Source organism: Shewanella yunxiaonensis (assembly GCF_018223345.1).
GTDB lineage: Bacteria > Pseudomonadota > Gammaproteobacteria > Enterobacterales > Shewanellaceae > Shewanella > Shewanella yunxiaonensis.
Window position 1 is genome coordinate 1,498,722 of sequence record NZ_CP073587.1, and the last position, 18,218, is coordinate 1,516,939.

At 48.6% G+C, this 18,218-nt stretch carries 18 protein-coding genes; 6 read left to right on the forward strand and 12 right to left on the reverse strand.

Features of this window, described 5'->3' with window-relative positions; translation table 11 throughout:
* Genes trpB through KDN34_RS06975 form a run of 5 tightly spaced genes read right to left on the reverse strand, consistent with a single transcriptional unit; the run spans nucleotide 1 to nucleotide 5,818 of the window.
* On the reverse strand, nucleotides 1–1,203 hold the full coding sequence (gene trpB, locus KDN34_RS06955) for a tryptophan synthase subunit beta (RefSeq protein WP_212596163.1): 1,203 nt from the start codon (nucleotides 1,201–1,203) through the stop codon (nucleotides 1–3).
* Between the two features lie 45 nt (nucleotides 1,204–1,248).
* Nucleotides 1,249–2,643 (reverse strand): bifunctional indole-3-glycerol-phosphate synthase TrpC/phosphoribosylanthranilate isomerase TrpF, encoded by a 1,395-nt coding sequence (gene trpCF, locus KDN34_RS06960; RefSeq protein ID WP_212596164.1) that lies wholly within the window; start codon nucleotides 2,641–2,643, stop codon nucleotides 1,249–1,251.
* Entirely contained in the window at nucleotides 2,636–3,667 is a 1,032-nt protein-coding gene (gene trpD / locus KDN34_RS06965) for an anthranilate phosphoribosyltransferase (protein WP_212596165.1), read from the reverse strand. The genes trpCF and trpD overlap by 8 nt, the downstream gene beginning before the upstream one ends.
* Nucleotides 3,660–4,262 carry an aminodeoxychorismate/anthranilate synthase component II gene (locus KDN34_RS06970; RefSeq protein ID WP_212596166.1) on the reverse strand — a complete coding sequence of 201 codons (603 nt, stop codon included), beginning with the start codon at nucleotides 4,260–4,262 and terminating at the stop codon, nucleotides 3,660–3,662. Before KDN34_RS06970 ends, trpD begins: the two co-directional genes overlap by 8 nt.
* Nucleotides 4,259–5,818: an anthranilate synthase component 1 gene (locus KDN34_RS06975; RefSeq protein WP_212596167.1), complete on the reverse strand. Its 1,560-nt coding sequence runs from the start codon at nucleotides 5,816–5,818 to the stop codon at nucleotides 4,259–4,261. The genes KDN34_RS06970 and KDN34_RS06975 overlap by 4 nt, the downstream gene beginning before the upstream one ends.
* A 337-nt stretch (nucleotides 5,819–6,155) precedes the next feature.
* Here KDN34_RS06975 and rnm point away from each other — a divergent pair, with 337 nt between their 5' ends.
* The 5 genes from rnm to rluB are packed head-to-tail and all read left to right on the forward strand — an operon-like array spanning nucleotide 6,156 to nucleotide 9,950.
* Nucleotides 6,156–7,016: an RNase RNM gene (gene rnm / locus KDN34_RS06980; RefSeq protein WP_212596168.1), complete on the forward strand. Its 861-nt coding sequence runs from the start codon at nucleotides 6,156–6,158 to the stop codon at nucleotides 7,014–7,016.
* A complete protein-coding gene (locus KDN34_RS06985) occupies nucleotides 7,013–7,633 on the forward strand; it encodes an L-threonylcarbamoyladenylate synthase (RefSeq protein ID WP_212596169.1) in 621 nt (206 codons plus the stop codon). The genes rnm and KDN34_RS06985 overlap by 4 nt, the downstream gene beginning before the upstream one ends.
* A gap of 57 nt (nucleotides 7,634–7,690) precedes the next feature.
* Complete coding sequence (locus tag KDN34_RS06990) at nucleotides 7,691–8,482, forward strand: segregation and condensation protein A (protein ID WP_212596170.1); 792 nt, start codon at nucleotides 7,691–7,693, stop codon at nucleotides 8,480–8,482.
* A gap of 18 nt (nucleotides 8,483–8,500) precedes the next feature.
* Nucleotides 8,501–9,097 carry an SMC-Scp complex subunit ScpB gene (gene scpB, locus KDN34_RS06995; RefSeq protein ID WP_212596171.1) on the forward strand — a complete coding sequence of 199 codons (597 nt, stop codon included), beginning with the start codon at nucleotides 8,501–8,503 and terminating at the stop codon, nucleotides 9,095–9,097.
* A complete protein-coding gene (gene rluB, locus KDN34_RS07000; RefSeq protein WP_212596172.1) occupies nucleotides 9,090–9,950 on the forward strand; it encodes a 23S rRNA pseudouridine(2605) synthase RluB in 861 nt (286 codons plus the stop codon). The genes scpB and rluB overlap by 8 nt, the downstream gene beginning before the upstream one ends.
* A 56-nt stretch (nucleotides 9,951–10,006) precedes the next feature.
* Here the strand turns inward: rluB and KDN34_RS07005 are convergent, their stop codons facing one another.
* Nucleotides 10,007–10,927 carry a M14 family metallopeptidase gene (locus KDN34_RS07005; RefSeq protein WP_212596173.1) on the reverse strand — a complete coding sequence of 307 codons (921 nt, stop codon included), beginning with the start codon at nucleotides 10,925–10,927 and terminating at the stop codon, nucleotides 10,007–10,009.
* 29 nt (nucleotides 10,928–10,956) lie between these two features.
* Entirely contained in the window at nucleotides 10,957–11,715 is a 759-nt protein-coding gene (locus KDN34_RS07010) for a YciK family oxidoreductase (RefSeq protein ID WP_212596174.1), read from the reverse strand.
* A gap of 261 nt (nucleotides 11,716–11,976) precedes the next feature.
* Between KDN34_RS07010 and KDN34_RS07015 the strand changes: the two genes are divergently transcribed.
* On the forward strand, nucleotides 11,977–14,442 hold the full coding sequence (locus KDN34_RS07015; protein WP_212596175.1) for a VolA/Pla-1 family phospholipase: 2,466 nt from the start codon (nucleotides 11,977–11,979) through the stop codon (nucleotides 14,440–14,442).
* Nucleotides 14,443–14,528: 86 nt separating this feature from the next.
* Here the strand turns inward: KDN34_RS07015 and xthA are convergent, their stop codons facing one another.
* The 5 genes from xthA to KDN34_RS07040 form a co-directional block, all read right to left on the reverse strand.
* Nucleotides 14,529–15,344 (reverse strand): exodeoxyribonuclease III, encoded by an 816-nt coding sequence (gene xthA, locus KDN34_RS07020; protein WP_212596176.1) that lies wholly within the window; start codon nucleotides 15,342–15,344, stop codon nucleotides 14,529–14,531.
* Complete coding sequence (locus KDN34_RS07025; RefSeq protein WP_212596177.1) at nucleotides 15,345–15,644, reverse strand: YciI family protein; 300 nt, start codon at nucleotides 15,642–15,644, stop codon at nucleotides 15,345–15,347. It abuts the gene before it with no gap.
* A complete protein-coding gene (locus KDN34_RS07030) occupies nucleotides 15,644–16,189 on the reverse strand; it encodes a septation protein A (RefSeq protein ID WP_212596178.1) in 546 nt (181 codons plus the stop codon). The genes KDN34_RS07025 and KDN34_RS07030 overlap by 1 nt, the downstream gene beginning before the upstream one ends.
* A 67-nt stretch (nucleotides 16,190–16,256) precedes the next feature.
* Entirely contained in the window at nucleotides 16,257–16,694 is a 438-nt protein-coding gene (locus tag KDN34_RS07035) for a hypothetical protein (protein ID WP_212596179.1), read from the reverse strand.
* A 270-nt stretch (nucleotides 16,695–16,964) separates the two neighbouring features.
* Nucleotides 16,965–18,193, reverse strand: a protein-coding gene (locus KDN34_RS07040; RefSeq protein ID WP_212596180.1) for an IS3 family transposase whose coding sequence is annotated in 2 segments (ribosomal slippage) — nucleotides 16,965–17,842 and nucleotides 17,842–18,193 — 1,230 coding nt in all. Because the reading frame shifts where the segments join, the coding sequence is not laid out codon by codon here.
* Nucleotides 18,194–18,218: the final 25 nt, after the last annotated feature.

An 18,218-nucleotide genomic window follows, 5' to 3' on the forward strand; every position in this document is an offset into this window, starting at 1 on the left:
TTAAGCCTCCTGGCTGGCTTCGCGGGCAGCCAGTATGTCTGAAACAGTAAAAATGTCTTTGTCGCCACGACCAGAAAGGTTCACTACCAGAATGGTGTCTTCGGTGCATTCTTTGGCATAACGCAACGCATAAGCGACTGCGTGAGCGGATTCCAGTGCCGGAATGATACCTTCATGGCGCGCTAGCAGCTGGAACGCTTCCAATGCTTCATCATCGGTGGCTGATTCATAATTGGCACGACCGGATGCATAAAGATAGGCGTGTTGAGGTCCTACAGATGGGAAGTCTAGCCCGGCAGAGATGGAGTAGGATTCTTCAATCTGTCCTTCGTTATCCTGCATCAACGGCGATTTCATCCCAAGATAAATCCCCAGTTTGCCATGGCGTAATGGTGCACCGTGCATGCCGCTTTCGATGCCTTTTCCGGCTGGCTCAACGCCAATAAGTTTGACAGAAGGCTCATCGATGAAATCAGCAAACATGCCAATAGCGTTGGAACCACCCCCAACACAGGCAATAACGGCATCAGGCAATCTGCCTTCGCGTTCTTGCAACTGGCGTTTGGTTTCTTCACCAATCATCTTTTGAAATTCTCTGACGATGGTCGGGAAGGGATGCGGACCGGCGGCTGTTCCTAAAAGATAATGGGCACGCTCATAGCTACCTGACCAGTCACGCATGGCTTCGTTACAGGCATCTTTCAAGGTGGATGAGCCAGAATGTACGGGGATTACGTCTGCCCCCATCAGTCGCATCCGGAATACGTTAGGGCTTTGGCGTTCAACGTCTTTTGCGCCCATATAGATCCGGCATTTCAGACCGAGCAATGCACAGACCAGCGCGGTAGCCACACCATGTTGTCCTGCACCGGTTTCTGCGATAATTTCAGTTTTGCCCATGCGTTTAGCCAGCAATGCCTGACCGATCACCTGATTGGTTTTATGAGCACCGCCATGCAGCAGGTCTTCACGCTTGAGGTAAATTTTTACTTTAGGATTTGGTGACAGATTGCGGGTCAGCGTTAATGCAGTGGGGCGCCCTGCATAGTTTTTCAGCAGATCCTGAAATTCTTCCTGAAATGCTGGGTCCTGGCGCGCTTCTACAAATGCCCGCTCCAGCTGTTTGAGGGCTGGCATCAGAATTTGCGGTACGTACATACCGCCGAATTCCCCAAAGTAGGGGTTGAGTAACGTCTCGCTCATGATTTTAATTCCTTCGCCGCGGCGTACCGCAGTCAATCTTTTGGTTTACGCCCTGACGGCTGCCAGTACGTCGTAAATTTTGTCACTGTCTTTGATACCGGGAGCCACTTCCACACCCGAATTAAAGTCCAGTCCGAAGAATCCTTGTTCTGCCGCTTCAGCGGCATTATCCGGTCCCAAACCACCGGCCAACATCGCATCTGCTTTGCTAGGCAGTGGTTGCTGCCAGTTAAACGCTTTACCAGTACCACCAAAACTGGCCCCGGTTTTACTGTCGTAAAGAACACGGTCAGCATGAGCGGGGATACTGATGGCTGCCGTTTCTCCCTCGGCGTTTACCGGAATGGCTTTCCAAATTTCAGTGGCACTCATGCCAGCGTTGTCGAGGCCCTCACGCAGTCGGGCAAGCGCCGTGTCATCCTCTTTTCCATGCAGTTGCACGGCATCTAGTTTAAGTGCTACGGCAACGGTAACGATTTCACTTGTCGGGGCATCAACGAATACGCCTACCAGCAACAAGTGTTGTTTCTGTTCGCGATTACTTTTTGCTAACTCAAGAGCCTGTTCCAGCGTAACTTTTCTGGAAGATTGTGGGGCAAAAATCAATCCGCCATAAACGGCACCGGCATCAGCCGCAGCGTGCAGGTCGCTACTGCGGGTAATGCCGCAGACTTTGTTGTGACCAAAAATAAGTTTGCGGCAGGCTAAATCTAAATCATCCTCTGCCATCAGCGAGCTCCCTACCAGAAAACCGTTCACCAAAGGTGCCAGTTGTCTGACATCGGCATGGGTGTAGATCCCCGACTCACTGATCACCAGCATGTCTTTAGGTAATTTGGGGGCTAGTCGCTCAGTATTGACAATATTCGTAGTCAAATCTCGCAGATTACGGTTGTTGATCCCTACCAGTGGTGCATTTAGCGCAATGGCGCGATGTAGTTCTTCCTCGTTGGAGACTTCAGTAAGAATATCCAGTCTGTATTTGGCAGCTTCGGCCGCCAATTGCCGGTATTGCACGTTATCTAAAACTGACAACATCAGCAGAATTGCATCAGCGCCCTGATGTGCCGCTAGTTTTATCTGGTAAGGCGAAATAAAGAAGTCCTTGCACAGGATCGGTTGGTCCACCTGGCTGCGTACCAACGGGATAAAATTAAAATCCCCCTGGAAAAATTGCTCATCAGTCAACACTGATACGGCGCTGGCGTAATGGCTGTATGTCGCCGCAATTGACTGTGGATCAAAATCATCACGAATAAGCCCTTTAGAAGGACTGGCCTTTTTGCATTCCAGAATAAAACTGGCCTTCGGACCACTAAGCGCTCGGTAAAGACTGCGATGTGATATTTGTGGTCGCAGACTTTCTTCTGGAAAGCGTTTTTTCAGACTAGCGATATGTTCAGTTTTGGTGTCGACAATGCGAGTTAACACATTACTCATTGATCGTCTCCAGTTGACTCCCTGTTGCCAGTTGCTGCACGAGAATGGCGGCGCGGCCGGAATCGATTGTTTGCAGAGCCAGCAAGGTTGCTGCACGTAAATTGTCTGCGAGGCCACTGATATACAGGGCGCACGCGGCGTTGATTGCAACTGCATTTCGCTGGGCAGTTGTACCTTTACCGTTGAGAACCGCCAAAGTGATAGCCGCGTTATCTGCTGGCGTACCGCCTTCCAGCGCGTCAATCGTCGCGGTGGCGACGCCAAAATCTGCTGGTGTCAGGCGATATTCGGTTATCTTGTCGTCCTTTAGTTCAGCGACCAAGGTTTCACCATGCAGTGCTACTTCATCCAGTCCGGCACCATGGACGACCATGGCACGTTTTACACCCAGCGCTTGTAACACTCCGGCAATCGGAGCGACCAACGCTGGACTATAAACACCCAGCAACATGTAATCTGGGCGTGCAGGATTAATAAGCGGGCCCAATACGTTAAATACGGTGCGGGTCTTTAGTGCCTGACGCACAGGTACTGCGTGACGAACACCACCATGATAGTGAGGTGCAAACAGAAAACAGATCCCCATGTCACTAAGACAATGGGCGGCAGTCTCAGGCGACATAGTGAGCTTAATTCCCAGCTCTGACAATAGATCGGATGCACCGGATTTACTCGATACGCCACGATTTCCATGCTTGGCAACTTTGGCACCGGCGGCGGCAGCCACGAAACAGGCGGTCGTGGAAATATTAATGGTGTTATGTCCATCGCCACCAGTACCGACGATATCAATAACGCCCTTGCCACTCATCGGGAAAGGCTTTGCTGCTGCCAGCAGTGCATCGGCAGCACCGCTGATTTCGTCAATGGTTTCACCTTTGATCTTTAACGCTATCAATAACGCTGAAATAGCGGCTTCACTGAGTTCTCCCGCGATCAGCGGTGCGAATAGCGCTTTTGACTGACTGCGACTAAGTGACTGTCCCGCATATAGTTGCTCCATTAAAGGTTGGATATCAGGCATTACGACTCTCCCTGCGATCAAACGTTAAATATTGCAGGGTCTGCACCAGCAAAGTACTGCCCTGGGTGGTGAGAATAGATTCTGGGTGGAACTGAAAGCCGACAGATGCATGTTGTTTATGTTGCACTGCCATGGGCATACCATCATAACTGGCGATCACCTCTAGGCATTCTGGCACTTCAGTGGCTACCAGAGAGTGATAACGGGCAACCGGCAGCGGAGATGGCAACCCGTCAAAGACCCCCTTCGTGCTGTGTTCAACCGGGCTGGATTTTCCATGAACAATCTGACCCGCACGGCCTACCTTTCCGCCGTAATATTCGACCAATGCCTGATGTCCAAGGCAGATCCCTAAAATCGGGAGTTTGCCAGCGACTTTATCTATTAACTGTAACATGCAGCCCGCTTCCGATGGGGCGCCAGGACCGGGCGACAATACCAAGGCTGCTTGTACTGGTTCAGCCAACATCTTTTCCGCGATGGTATCGGCGCTGATGTCGTTACGATAAATGACCACTTCGAACCCGAGACTACGAAACTGATCAACGAGGTTATAGGTAAATGAGTCAAAGTTATCGAGCAGATAGATTTTCATAGGCCACCTCCCAACTTAATGGCACTGATAACGGCCTGAGCTTTCTGCCGGGTTTCTTCTGCTTCGGCTAAAGGTTCAGAATCATAAACGACACCCGCCCCCGCTTGGATGTATGCGGTATCTTCGCTGACAAAGGCAGAACGAATCACAATACAGGTATCGATGTCGCCCAGTCCGTTGATATAACCTACGGCCCCGCCATAACTGCCTCGACGCTTTTGTTCGACACTCCGGACAAGTTGTGCGGCACGTACTTTGGGGGCACCTACGAGTGTGCCCATATTCATACACGCCTGATAAGCGTGCAGGGCATCAAGGTCACTGCGTAATTGCCCGGTAACGCGACTGACCAAATGCATCACGTGAGAATATCTGTCAACTTTAAGTAAATCCGACACTTTACGAGTACCACTTTCACTGATCCTGGCAATGTCATTACGAGCCAAGTCAACCAGCATAATGTGTTCTGCTAATTCCTTTTTATCGAGCCGTAATTCCAGTTCTATACGACCATCGAGGTCAGCATCAATGTTACCGTCAGCATCCTTGCCGCGTTTACGAGTCCCGGCAATTGGGTACATCTCTACCTGATTAGTGTGAGTCTCGTATTTCACGGCACTTTCTGGCGATGCGCCGAAGAGCGTGAAGTCAGCGGTGCGTAAATAAAACATGTATGGGCTGGGATTGGTGAGTCTCAGTGCCCGATAAGCCCCCAGCGTGTTGGGGCAGGGCAGTTGAAAACAACGAGAGGGCACTACCTGAAAAATATCACCCGCGCGGATATGTTCTTTAAGTTGCTCTACTTGGGCACCATATTCTGCGTCACTGATGTTAGCTGACACTTCAGTACGGACACCTCGCAATGGTGGAACTTCTGACGGCTGTTGGCACAGTTCTATAATCTCAGCGACTCGCTGGTCTAGCTTCTTGGTGATTTTGTTATCCTGGCTGAACGCATGGGTAACAATCTCGGCATCCTGCCGTTGATGATCTACTACGATAAGCGTTTCAGCGAGATAGAATAGATAATCAGGGCAGTGATTATCACTATTAGCGACTTCTTGTAATGGTTCAACAGTGGCAATCAGGTCGTAACCAAGCACACCGCCTAAAAACAAGCCTTCAAAACAATCCTCACCGGCCATGCGGATACCTTGCTGCAGCACACGCAATCCTTCAAGGGGAGACAGCGCTTTAAGGCGAGCATCTTCATCAAGTTCACCAACTGCTTTAGCGAAGGTGACAATCAACAAGCGGTTGCTTTCACTGATGTTGGCCAGTGGTTTGAAGTATTGTGCAATGGCAGGTAACAAGGTTGCGCCATTTTCGGTGAGAGCACTGAAGCTGACGGTTTGTCCCATGCAGGTAATGCTCAAGGCGGCGTCAGTGATAATAAAGCTCTTTAGGTGGTCTTTACTTTCAATTTCAGCAGATTCCAGCAACATAGTGTGTGGTTTGTCATTGGTAATCTGTTTGTACAGTCGCAGCGGATCATCCTGGTAGGGAAGCGGTTGCTTACGATAGTTGACCGTGGCAATTTGCTTAAATCTGCTCATTTTTCCGTCCTGTGTTGCATTGCGTTTTACCCTTTCTGCAGCTCTTCTTGGGTTAAAAACGAAAGAAGCCCGCAATTTTGCGGGCTTCTTTGTTGAATCTTGCTGTCTCGTTTGAATACAGCGCTTCACACCACCCGCGTTAAGGGGAGTGCCACCACCATACGATGTTAAGAGAAGCGATGTTATACATGACGAAATAATCCAGCTCAGTAATTGGCTTATAGAAAACCGCAGACAGCAGGTAATGTCAACGACTTATTACTAACTTTTTGAAAATATTGTGCGCTGTAAACAAGATAAATCGCATTTGTACAACAAACTCAAGTACAATAAGCAGATGATTACTGAACAATCTTGTATCGATCTGCACTGCCATAGCACAGCCTCCGACGGAGCGTTGTCTCCTGCCGAACTTATCACCCGGGCAAAAACTAACGGTGTAGATGTATTAGCCATTACCGACCACGATACGGTCGCGGGCTTAACTATTGCCAAGCAGTTTAATCTTGGCTTGTCTCAACCAATAACGCTGGTCAATGGCGTAGAGATCTCAACCCATTGGCATGCTTATGATATCCATATTGTGGGCCTGGCATTTGATTGCCATTATCCGCCGTTATTAGCGTTTCTTGAGCGGCAACGTTGTTTGCGTAACGAACGGGCGCAAGAGATTGGTCATCGGCTTGAGAAAGCTGGGATTATGGGCGCTTATCAAGGAGCCCAGGCATTAGCGGGGGACGCAGCATTGAGTCGCGGACACTATGCCCGTTATCTGGTGCAGGCGGGGATTGTTGATGACATTGGTAAAGTGTTTAAACGTTATTTAGCCCGCGGTAAAACCGGTTATGTGCCTAATAACTGGGGCGATATGCGAAGTGCGATCGACGTGATCCATGCCGCTGGTGGCATCGCGGTGCTAGCGCATGCGAGTGGTTACCAGCTTAAGGGGAAGTGGTTAAAGAAACTTGTCAGAGAGTTTAAAGAAGCCGGTGGTGATGCCATGGAAGTGGTCTTAGGGCAACAATCACCTGAAGATTTAGTGCAGTTGGCTCAGTTGGCAAACCTGAATGGTTTGAAAGCGTCAGTTGGCAGCGATTTTCATTTTCCAGGCCGCTGGCTGGAACTTGGAAAAAATTTACGTCGGCCCAAGGGGTTAGAATGGGTTTGGCACAGTGAGCAATGGACAGTTAAACAATGAGTCAGTTTTTTTATGTACATGAGGTGAATCCTCAGCCGCGTCTGATCAATCAGACCGTGAATATACTCAAAAATGGGGGGGTTATCGTTTATCCCACCGATTCCGGTTATGCCTTGGGTTGTATGATTGGCAACAAAGACGCAATGACTCGTATTGCCCGGATCCGTCAGCTAGGTGATAACCATGAGTTTACCTTGGTGTGCCGAGATCTTTCTGAATTATCCACTTATGCGCGAGTAGATAATCAGGCGTTTCGAGTGTTAAAAAACAACACCCCTGGTCCCTACACCTTCATTTTTAAAGCCACTAAAGAGGTACCTCGGCGGTTGCAGAACGAGAAAAAGCGCACCATCGGTATCCGTGTACCGGACAACGTGATCGCGCTGGCGTTACTGGAGGTGCTCGGTGAGCCTTTAATGTCGACGACCTTGGTACTTCCCGGCAATGATGTCGCGGAATCCGATCCGGAAATAATCCGTGATGAGCTGGAGCATCAAGTCGATGCCATTGTCGCTGGTGGTTATCTTGGCGAAAAGCCCACTACGGTTATCGACATGTCCGAAGACGGTATGGAAATCGTCCGTGAAGGCGCAGGGGATATTTCGCCGTTTCTTTAACCATGATTACCCGCTATAATCGCGCGCTCGTCAGCGCCCTGACAAAGAGGAAAATGGATGACTGAAGGTGTGCAACAGAGCTTACCCTTGGTTGTAGTGCGTGGTGAAGTCTTACAAGAACTTCCCGCCGATCTGTTTATTCCTCCTGAAGCGCTGGCGGTATTTCTCGAAGCCTTTGAAGGACCGTTGGATCTGTTGCTGTACCTGATCCGCAAACAAAAGCTGGATGTGGTTGATCTGCCGATTACGCAGATCACGTCTCAGTACCTGGAATACATTGAGATGTTACAGGGGGCCAGAGTCGAGTTGGCTGCCGATTATTTGGTGATGGCAGCAACCCTGGCGGAGATTAAATCTCGCTTGCTGTTACCTAAACCGGAACTGGAAGCTGACGAAGAAGATGATCCGCGGGCAGCGCTGATCAGGCAGTTGAAGGCTTATGAGAGCATCAAAGATGCTGCTATGCGGTTGGATGATTTGCCAAGGTTAGAGCGAGATGTATTCCAGGCTAGCGCTGCACCATCCCCAGAAATTCGACCTCGGTTGGTGCCTCCTGACGTGAGCCTACTGGAATTGGCGCGTGCTTTTGGCGACGTGTTAAAGCGGGTAGAAGCCTACGGTGATCATCAAGTACGAAAAGAGCAATTATCGACGCGTGAACGTATGAGTCAGATATTGACACAGCTTTCAAGTGAGCGTTACACGCCGTTTGAAGCGCTGTTCAGTATTAGTGAAGGCCGTGCCGGAGTCGTAGTTAGTTTTCTGGCATTGATGGAACTGGTGAAAGGCTTGCTGGTGGAATTGGTGCAAAGTGAACCGTTTGCGCCAATATATCTGAAGGCATTTTAACTGGAACGGAGGCTGTCCTTGGCGCAAATCAATGATTCTCAGCTAAAGCAACTGGTGGAAGCCACCTTGTTTGTGTTGGGCAAGCCAGTATCAGTGAAAGTGTTACGAGAAACGGTGTTAGCGGATTTCAGTGTATCTGTGCCAAGGCTGAAATCATTGTTGGATGAACTGGTAATGGAATATCAGGAACGTGGCGTGCAGTTGGTGAATGTCGCGGGTGGCTATCGATTCCAGACTCGCGACAGTCTGAGTGAAATATTGCAGATGCTGTGGCAGGAGCAGGCACCAAAATATTCACGTGCCACGTTAGAAACCTTGGCGGTTATTGCCTATCAGCAGCCAGTAACCCGAGGGGAAATTGAAGCTGTGCGAGGTGTGGCTGTCAGCAGTCAGATCATCAAAAATTTAACTGATCGCGGCTGGGTCCGTGTCGTGGGGCATAAAGAGGTGCCGGGACGGCCTTCATTGTTTGCTACGACAGCGGAGTTCCTGGCCTATTTCGGCCTCGATAAATTGGCAGACTTGCCACCGTTAACGGATGCCGAATCATTAGAGGCAGTGTTTTCAGGAATGAAGACCATGCCGGAAACCATAGAAGAGTCTATTAATGAGTGAAAAATTGCAGAAAATCTTGGCCCGTGCTGGCCATGGCTCCCGTCGTGAGATGGAGGCATGGATAGCTGCAGGCCGGGTGAGTGTCGATGGAGAAATTGCTAATCTTGGCGACCGCATTGAAGCAGATGCCAAGGTCCGTATCGATGGTCGCCAGGTATCGCTCAAGTCAGCGGAAGATGTGATTTGTCGGGTGCTGGCTTACCACAAACCGGAAGGTGAGATCTGTTCTCGCAAAGATCCGGAAGGTCGGCCAACGGTTTTTGATCGACTACCGCGTACCCGCGATAGTCGTTGGGTTGCTGTCGGGCGTTTGGATATCAACACCTCAGGTTTGTTGCTGTTTACCTCTGATGGTGAACTCGCTAACCGGCTGATGCATCCGTCAAATGAAGTGGAACGTGAATATGCGGTGCGTACCTTTGGTGAAGTCAACGATCTGGTGGTGCAAAAGCTGCGTACTGGCGTGATGCTGGAAGATGGTCCGGCACAGTTTGATCAAATCAAAGCGGCGGGTGGTGAAGGCATTAACCAGTGGTGGCACGTGGCATTACATGAAGGCCGTAACCGAGAAGTGCGGCGTTTGTGGGAAGCGGTAGAAGTGCAGGTCAGTCGCTTGATCCGAGTCCGCTATGGCATGATTGAATTGCCTAAGACGTTGCCTCGTGGTGGCTGGATGGAGTTGCCGCTGGAGCAAGTGAACTATCTACGACAGCTCGCTGGACTAGAACCTGAAACCCGCTCCATGTTGGGAATGGATAAGCACAGCGTGGCACGAGCCAAAGTACGCAGTGCTAAAGTGCGGCGTGCGGTACGTAAACAGAAAACGTCACAGGGAAAGACAACCCGCCAGTAATTATTTCAACATAAAAGGCCACGAATAGTGGCCTTTATCTTTAGCGTTGTTAGGGGTTAGCCGTTTTGAAGCAGGAATTTGAGCGCACCACAAACTGCGGCAACCTGCGCCTGATTACAGATGTCATCGGTGGCATTAGGGCTGTCAGGATAAACCTCCGTCGTGCAAGTATAAGGCGCCCCTGTAACACTGGCGCATAAGCCTAGCTCCTTAAGTGCATATTCAATAACCCCGGGTTGCACTACCTTTGACCCAATGATATTGCCGTCTTTATCGGCTGGCGCAATGTGGGTGACTTTTGCAACAGCCGCAATAATCGCTTTTTGAAAAGCCGGTTGTGGATGGGCGCTATCATCAACTACATAAAAGCCATCGGGAATTTCGCCAGGCTGATATGCTTTGCCATCTCTTGCCGATAGCGCAGGCCGAAATTCACTTTCATCGGTATCGGTTGTTTCATGAAGATCAATATGCGCTAAAAATTCACAAGGTTGTTCAGCAACTAAGGCCATCAATGAAGCAGACTCTTCGGCAGGACTGTTTACATAAAACGAGCGGTTTGGGTCTATCGCCAATGGATTCCAGCGGTTGATCACTTCGTAGCCCCAGGGGCTAACACAGGGCGCTATGAGCAGATTAAAATCGTTGGTAAAAAGCTGCGCTTGGGATTGGGCAAAAAGTAATGCCCCCTGAACCCCACTGGTCTCATAGCCGTGGACGCCTCCGGTGATTAATACCCCAGGCTTGGCTGCATCCCAGTTTTTTGATTTGAGTGCCAGTAGCGGATAACGTTTGGTATCGTAGCTCAGTGCTCCGTATTGAATGATGTCAAACGTTGCCGCTAATGCAGAGATTTTGTCTAATACTTCTGCTTGATAACTGCGTTGGATTGCACGTGATTGGCGCCATTGAGTTTTTTCGCTATCGCCCCAAGGCACACCCGGTGTCCCAATTGGATAAGTGGATGACTGATCCATATTCATTTCCTTGTCGTTTTTATCGTTAATCATTTTGAAATAGTAGGTTTAAGTTGTGCACTGAAAGCCTGGCCATTTTCATGGAGACTGTCATCGCCCATCAGGTATAGATATAGCGGCATAATTTCTTGCGGTGTTTTCAGCGTGAGAGGATCTTCTGCCGGATAGGCACTGGCACGCATAGTCGTACGGGTGCCCCCGGGATTAATACTGTTAGCTCTTACTGAACTGCCATCAATCTCATCGGCTAACACCTGCATCATGCCTTCAGTGGCAAATTTTGAGATAGCATACGCTCCCCAATAAGCACGTCCTTTGCGTCCGACACCACTACTGGTAAAAAGGATAGAAGCCGTACTTGCTTGTCTAAGCAAGGGTAACAACGCTTGTGTCATGGCAAGTTCTGCCACCACATTGACCTTGAGCAGTAGTTCCAGCTCCTGGAGCGGAAGTTGTTCCAGTAATGTCAGAGTCCCCAGTAAACTGGCATTGTGCAGCAAGCCATCCAGCCGCCCGAATTGTGCATCGATTAGCGCTGCCATATGTTGGTAATCACCAACTGTGGCACTTGCCAAATCCAGTGGCATGATTGCAGGTTGGGGGTAGCCTTGGGCGACTATCTGATCATATACCGCTTCCAGTTTTCTTTGGGTGCGTCCCAGTAAAATAACCGTAGCACCATGTGCGGCATAAGTTATGGCTGCTGTACGACCTATGCCATCACCAGCCCCAGTCACCAGAATAATTTTATTTGTTAATAAATCTTTTTTCGCTTGATAGTCCAACATCAGCACAATTCCCGTAATTTCAGTAACCCGCAACCTTATTGCTGTTGGCAGGCGTTTCCCTCGTTGTTTAAAACAAATGGCTGATTAGTGCCGTAATACATTGGTTTCATTTGTTTCTGTTCTGTAGCTAAAACACCAAATATGCATTAACTTGTTAAAGATTGAGACATAGGTCTCATTCCTGCAGTCACAAGCATTGGGGTATTGTGGCCAATTTGTCAGGGAAACAAAACTACTACAACAAGACTTGGGGTTACAAATATGAACAGACTGATAGTGGTCACCACAACCATTGTGGCATTGGGACTCACAGCCTGCGGTGGGGACAGTTACGACGAACTGAAGGACAGTACCGAACCATTAGTGCCAGAGACGCATCTTGTGTTCGATCCGGCTAATTCTGCGATACCTGTGCCAAACGACTTGCTGCTCAGCGGCACGCTTGATGGCACACTCAATATGCCGGGAGAAAGTGCGGGCGATTATACTGATCCGCAGTTAGCGTTGGGGGCGCTAGATGGTTGGTCGACAACACAGCCTATCACTATTGGTTTTGCACCATCGACTGATAGTAATGGTAACGCGATTGGACTGTTGGCGTCTTCTGTAACTCAGCCTGGGGCCATACGTCTGTTTGAAGCGGTAAGCGGTGGACCATTATCAACGCAAGCTGCGTGTCAGGCTGAAGCAGCTGTTAGTGCTTGTGAGGTGAGTGATGAATTGACGTGGGGAGAGGATTTTATCACTCAGGTATCAGGTAACAATATCATCGTTGTGCCACTAAAACCGTTGAAGCCCGCGCACTCCTACCTGTATGTGGCAACGACGTTAATTAAGGATACAGAAGGTCGCAGTGTTGCACCGTCTACTACGTATGCATTGTTGAAAATGGATATTGAAACCCATCCACTGGAAACAGCAGAACAACTGATGTTACAGACATTAGTCAATAGCTATGAAAAAGTTCTCACAGACACTTATGGCATTGATAGTGCTAGCATTATCTATGCTGGACTCTTCACAACTCAGTCTGTCAGCAATGTATATGAAGCCGTTAAATTGATGATGTTACAAAGCAATTCTGCTTATGCCCCGAGCTGGGTGCAAGCCCCTGTCGCTACGGGCTATACCGCCGCAACCACAGCAGGATTAACGGTGGCGGATGGTACCGCTTATGTTCTAGCGGATATGGCCGACGTTTATACTGCTTCCATTAAGTTACCGATTTATGGTGATTGTTCTTCTGCCAGCTGTAGCACTATCGATGGTCATTGGGTAGCGCTGGGCGATAGTCCGGTCGCAGTATTGCAGGCATTACAGAATGGTAGCTTGAGCCAAAGTCATTTTGCAGAGCAAGCTATGGCTTACGGCATTGATCCGAGTGCAGCGTTAGCTGATCTGTCTTTACTTGTTGGTAAAACCTGGACATTGGATGATGGCAGTAATGCTGATCTAACCCGAAACCTTACGCGCTTTAATCCTATCCCAGCCATTAAAGGCTATGAAACCGTACCGTTGCTCATTACGGTACCCAACGCGACCAAACTGGCCGCATTTTATGCTAGTCAGGGAAAAACCTTTAGCGCACCGACCACAGGTTGGCCTGCCACGATAGCCATGCATGGACTTGGGGGCGGTAAGGAGATGGCTTTAGCTTATGCGGGGAGTTATGCCGCAGCAGGGGTGGCTGTTGTTGCGATGGATATGCCATTACACGGTGCACGATCGTTTGATGCTAATGGCGATGGGACCTATGAGGTTTCTGCTACCGACCCATCGTTTGGTGCTGTTATTGGTAAGCCCAATGCTTTTACTAATGGCAGCGCGTTAGTGTTTGTGAATATTGCCAGTACACTGTCAGTGCGTGATAACTTCCGCCAGGCGACTGTTGACCATCTAGCATTGCGTTTGGCTTTAGGTGGATTAAGTGCAACTCAGGCCGCTACCGGTGCAACACCGTTATTTGATGCAGATAAAATGACTGCTCAAGGCCTGAGCTTGGGAGCAATCGTTGGCACTGACTTTGCGACTTATGCAAGCAGTGGCTTGATTGATCCAATCAGCGGTAATGCTTTACCTAATTATTATGGTATTAAAGGGGTATCATTAGTGGCGCCAAGTGGTGGTCTGGCTGGAAGCTTTGCGGGTTCTGCCACCTTCTCTCCGGTGCTTTATGCCAGTATTACTGCCAGTGACACTTTTAAGGCATTGGTCACTGCGGCCAATACCGAAGGCTATGCTGAGGATTCTGCTGAATATGCAGCATTAGTGAGTTCGGTTTACCAGAGTTTCTTACCAACCTTTGCTTTCGCTGTGCAAACCGCGATTGATAGTAGTGACCCGATTAGTCAAGTCAGTATGTTGCAAGCGTCAGGACTGCCGGTGCACCTGATTGAAATTGTCGGTGATGGTGCTGGCAATAAACCAGATCAGGTGTTACCAAATAGTGTGAGTGGCTTCCCGTTGTCGGGCACCGAGCCATTGATTACAAATCTGGGCCTGAATTGCGTCGATACCAGTGCATCATCCGGAGCGGTGCGTTTTACGAAAGGACACCATAGCTCAATTGCCAATCCTTCAGAGGTAAGTGGCGTGACTGATGGTATGGCCGCCGCCGCAACAGCCGAGATGCAGGCTGAAGTGGCAACTTTTGCAGCAACGGCTGCTGCGGGTGCGCCAGCGATTGTTATCACTAATCCGCTAGTGATTCAGAGTTGCAGTAACTAAATCACTGACAGAAAAAGGCCCGGTGAGTAGCCGGGCATTTTCTTTTGAGCCTGTAAATTGGATACAGATTAACGATATCGACAAGTTTATTTGCCGCAGTCAAACGTACTCCAGATAGGTGCGTGATCTGAAGGTTTTTCCATGGACCTTAAATCATAATCTACATCTGACTCCTTCAAACGCAGAGCTAAAGGTGCGCTTGCGAGGATGGTGTCAATGCGCAGGCCTCGATTGTCGTCAAATCCACGACTGCGGTAATCAAACCAAGAGTAACGTTGTTCCCGTTGCGGATGAAGTTGTCTGAACGTATCGACAAGTCCCCAATCCAATAAGGTGTTAAACCATTGCCGCTCTTCAGGCTGAAAACTGCATTTCCCTGTTTGTAACCAGCGTTTGGCGTTAACGTCACCAATGCCGATGTCAAGATCGATAGGGGAGATATTCATATCGCCAATAATCGCAATATCTTGTTCAGGACTAAAGCTGCTGCTCAACCACCGCATTAAATCAGCATAGAACTTTCTTTTGGCAGGATATTTCACTTCATGCGCAATGTTTTCACCTTGCGGGAAGTAACCGTTGATGACAGTTAATAGACGCCCGTTAGCTTGCATAAACTCTCCTGCAATCAGACGTCTCTGAGCATCTTCGGCATCTGTGGGAAAGCCTTTATGCACCTTCAATGGTTCAACTTTTGACAGTAAAGCCACGCCATAATGGGCTTTCCCGCCATGATATTGTACTTGGTAACCCATCGCTTCAACTTCAGCTAATGGGAAGGCTTCATCGTGCACTTTTGTTTCCTGAAGCCCAATAATGTCTGGCTGATGGCAGTCAATCAACGCTTGTAACTGATGGAGCCGCGCACGCAATCCATTGATATTGAATGAAACAATTTTCATTTACGGCAGAACCGGTTTGAAAGGTTTAACAATGACGCTGGCATAAACCCCAGCAGCAACATAAGGCTCTGCATCAGCCCAGGCTTTTGCTGCTTCCAGCGATTCAAACTCAGCGACCACCAGTGAACCTGTAAAACCGGCTGCGCCTGGATTATCACTGTCTACGGCGGGGTGTGGCCCTGCGACCATCAAGCGCCCATCGTCAGCGAGCAATTGCAGACGCGCAAGGTGAGCTGGGCGTACTGATAAACGGTTTTCTAAGCTGTTTTCAACATCTTGTGCTGAGATCATGTACCACATTATTTAAGTTCCTTCCGTTGTTCTTCGGGTATGTGTTTAAACAGATATAAAACAGTAATCACTGTGTTGAGTAGCGTGGCAGCGGTCAGGCCAAACACCTTGAAGTTGACCCATGTCTCCTGACTCAGGTGAAACGCCACATACAGGTTAGCAAGGCTACATAACGCAAAAAACAGCACCCAATACCAGGTGACTCTGGCCCAGATCCGATCATCGACTTTGAGCTCATTTCCCAGCATAGATTTTAGCACTGGTCGCTTAAGCCACTGGCTGACAACCAATGCCAGTGCCATTAAGGCATAAACAATGGTGACTTTCCATTTGATGAAAACATCATCATGTAAAAACAACGTCAGCGAACCAAAAATCGCGACCACCACAAAAGTGATGACGTGCAATTTTTCCAATTTGCGGTAAATGGCGTAACTAATAATCAACTGAAGTGCGGTAGCGGCAACCAATACGCCACTGGCGATATAGATGTCGTATAACTTATAGACAGCAAAGAAGATGATGAGAGGGAGAAAGTCCAGTAACTGCTTCATGATTGGCCAGTGAGTTCGGAAAACTTACTCGAGTTTAGCATGCTCAACGCCTCAGGATAAGCCTCGTCTAAAATCCACCAACGTTGGTTTTCCCGGTTTCAGGTACAATCTCTACAATAATCCAGCTGTTACCGCGTTTTTTTAGTTTGATAGTGCGGTCATCCGCCCAGTTTTCACCCGCTTTTTTACCCACTAACTTTACTACGACGGTAACTTCATCCGTGAATTTGCGGAAAAAGTCGATATCGATGTCTTCTATCGACAAGGTAACGTCAGTCATCGATAGATTAAACATATAACGCTGCACCGAAGCGGCAATATAGTAACTGCGCAGGACTTCTTTTATGGGGGCATCGACATATTGGGTGGCCTCTTCAACATTTCTATCAATGTAGATAGCCTGGAAGAATCCCAAGGATATTTGTTCCGGCGTCGCTTCACCGTCTTTGACGGTGTCCCCACAGCCACTAAGGCATAACATGCAGAAAAATATTAAGTATCTCATAGCACTACAAATAGAGACCGATAGTGCAAGTATCCGGTTTTTTAGCGTTTACCGCAAGCCGCAAGGATATATAGGGTTGAGCATCTGAATCATCACTGAACAACCGTCATGGTTATCCACAAAATCTGTGGACAACTTTGTTGAATACTTACAGCGAACTTTCTAACAGATTGAATTAACGCTTAAAATATTGATGGTTAATTTTTGTCGCGTAGCGCTATGACGAGGTTATTTTCCGATTTGTCCCGTCCTAAGATAGGTTGACAGTTTTTAGGCCAGCTCCCGTAGCTGGCCTTTTCTATTGTGCACCTGATTGGGTGTTGCCATATCTAAACTCAGGTGTGGTCTCATTTCGTTATATATCGCTATCGATTCTCGAACAAGTCTCTTCAGCTCTTCCAGCGTTTTACATCGATACAGGAAAAACTCCTGCTTCAGTATGCCATTCACTCTCTCAGCTAACGCATTTTGGTAGCAATCATAACCGTCTGTCATTGACGGCTGGATTTGACTCGCCTTCAGCGCATCCTGGTAAACGGCTGAGCAATATTGCGCTCCCCGGTCTGAGTGATGCACTGCATTAGCGATATAGCGCTTATCGCTAACCGCCATTTTCAGCGCTTTCACCACGCTGTCTGCTTTCATGTCCGAACTCAAGTGATGGCCGACTATCTTGCGTGATACGGCATCGGTAACCAGTGACAGATAGTGCACGCCTTGGTCTGACTCAAGATAGGTGATATCGCTGACCAGTACATGCGCTGCATCATGCAGCCCGTCTGCTTTCAGCAGGTTGGGATGCTTCTTCATCCAGTGCTTGCTAAACGTCGTTTTGGTGTAACTTCGCTTAGGCTTCACCAGCAAGCCCTCATTTCTCAAATAGGTAAAGAATCCATCCCGTCCGAGTTTGATATCCTGTTCAATCAGCATAGGTTTTATCAATGTGTAGAGCTTGCGTGTGCCCAATCGCGGCATATATTTACGCCAGTATTGTACGGAGTCTTTGATGACCGATAATTCCGCTCTCCGACTATTCATCCGGGCAACTGCCTGGTAAACACCTTGCCTTGAAATACCGACAGCACGACATACGGCTGCCAGGTTTATTTCTCTTTTGGCTTTGGCTTGCCAGACATACCGGATAAGTACTTTTTTCTTAAACCAGCTCCGTATTCATTATCCATGATATCGACCATACCATTGAGGATTTGGTTACGCAGTTTCTCTTCGGCTAACTCACGCTCAAGGCGCTTGATAGTTTGTGCTGGGGTTTCTTTTGAATGTGGCATAAGGGGATGCTGAAAGGGTTTCGACCAATTGAGTCTACCATGCTTTCTGAGCCAAACGAGTACGGTTGTCTTACCCTGAATGCCAAAGCGCTGCTGGGCTTGTTTGTACGTCATCTCGCCTTTTTCGACACGTTCTACGACACCTAATTTAAAGGTTAAGGTGTAATCACGTTGCGTGCGCTTACGGCTTGAGTTAGTTGATGTCGCCATAAAGAAGTCCTCTTTATGTCAACGT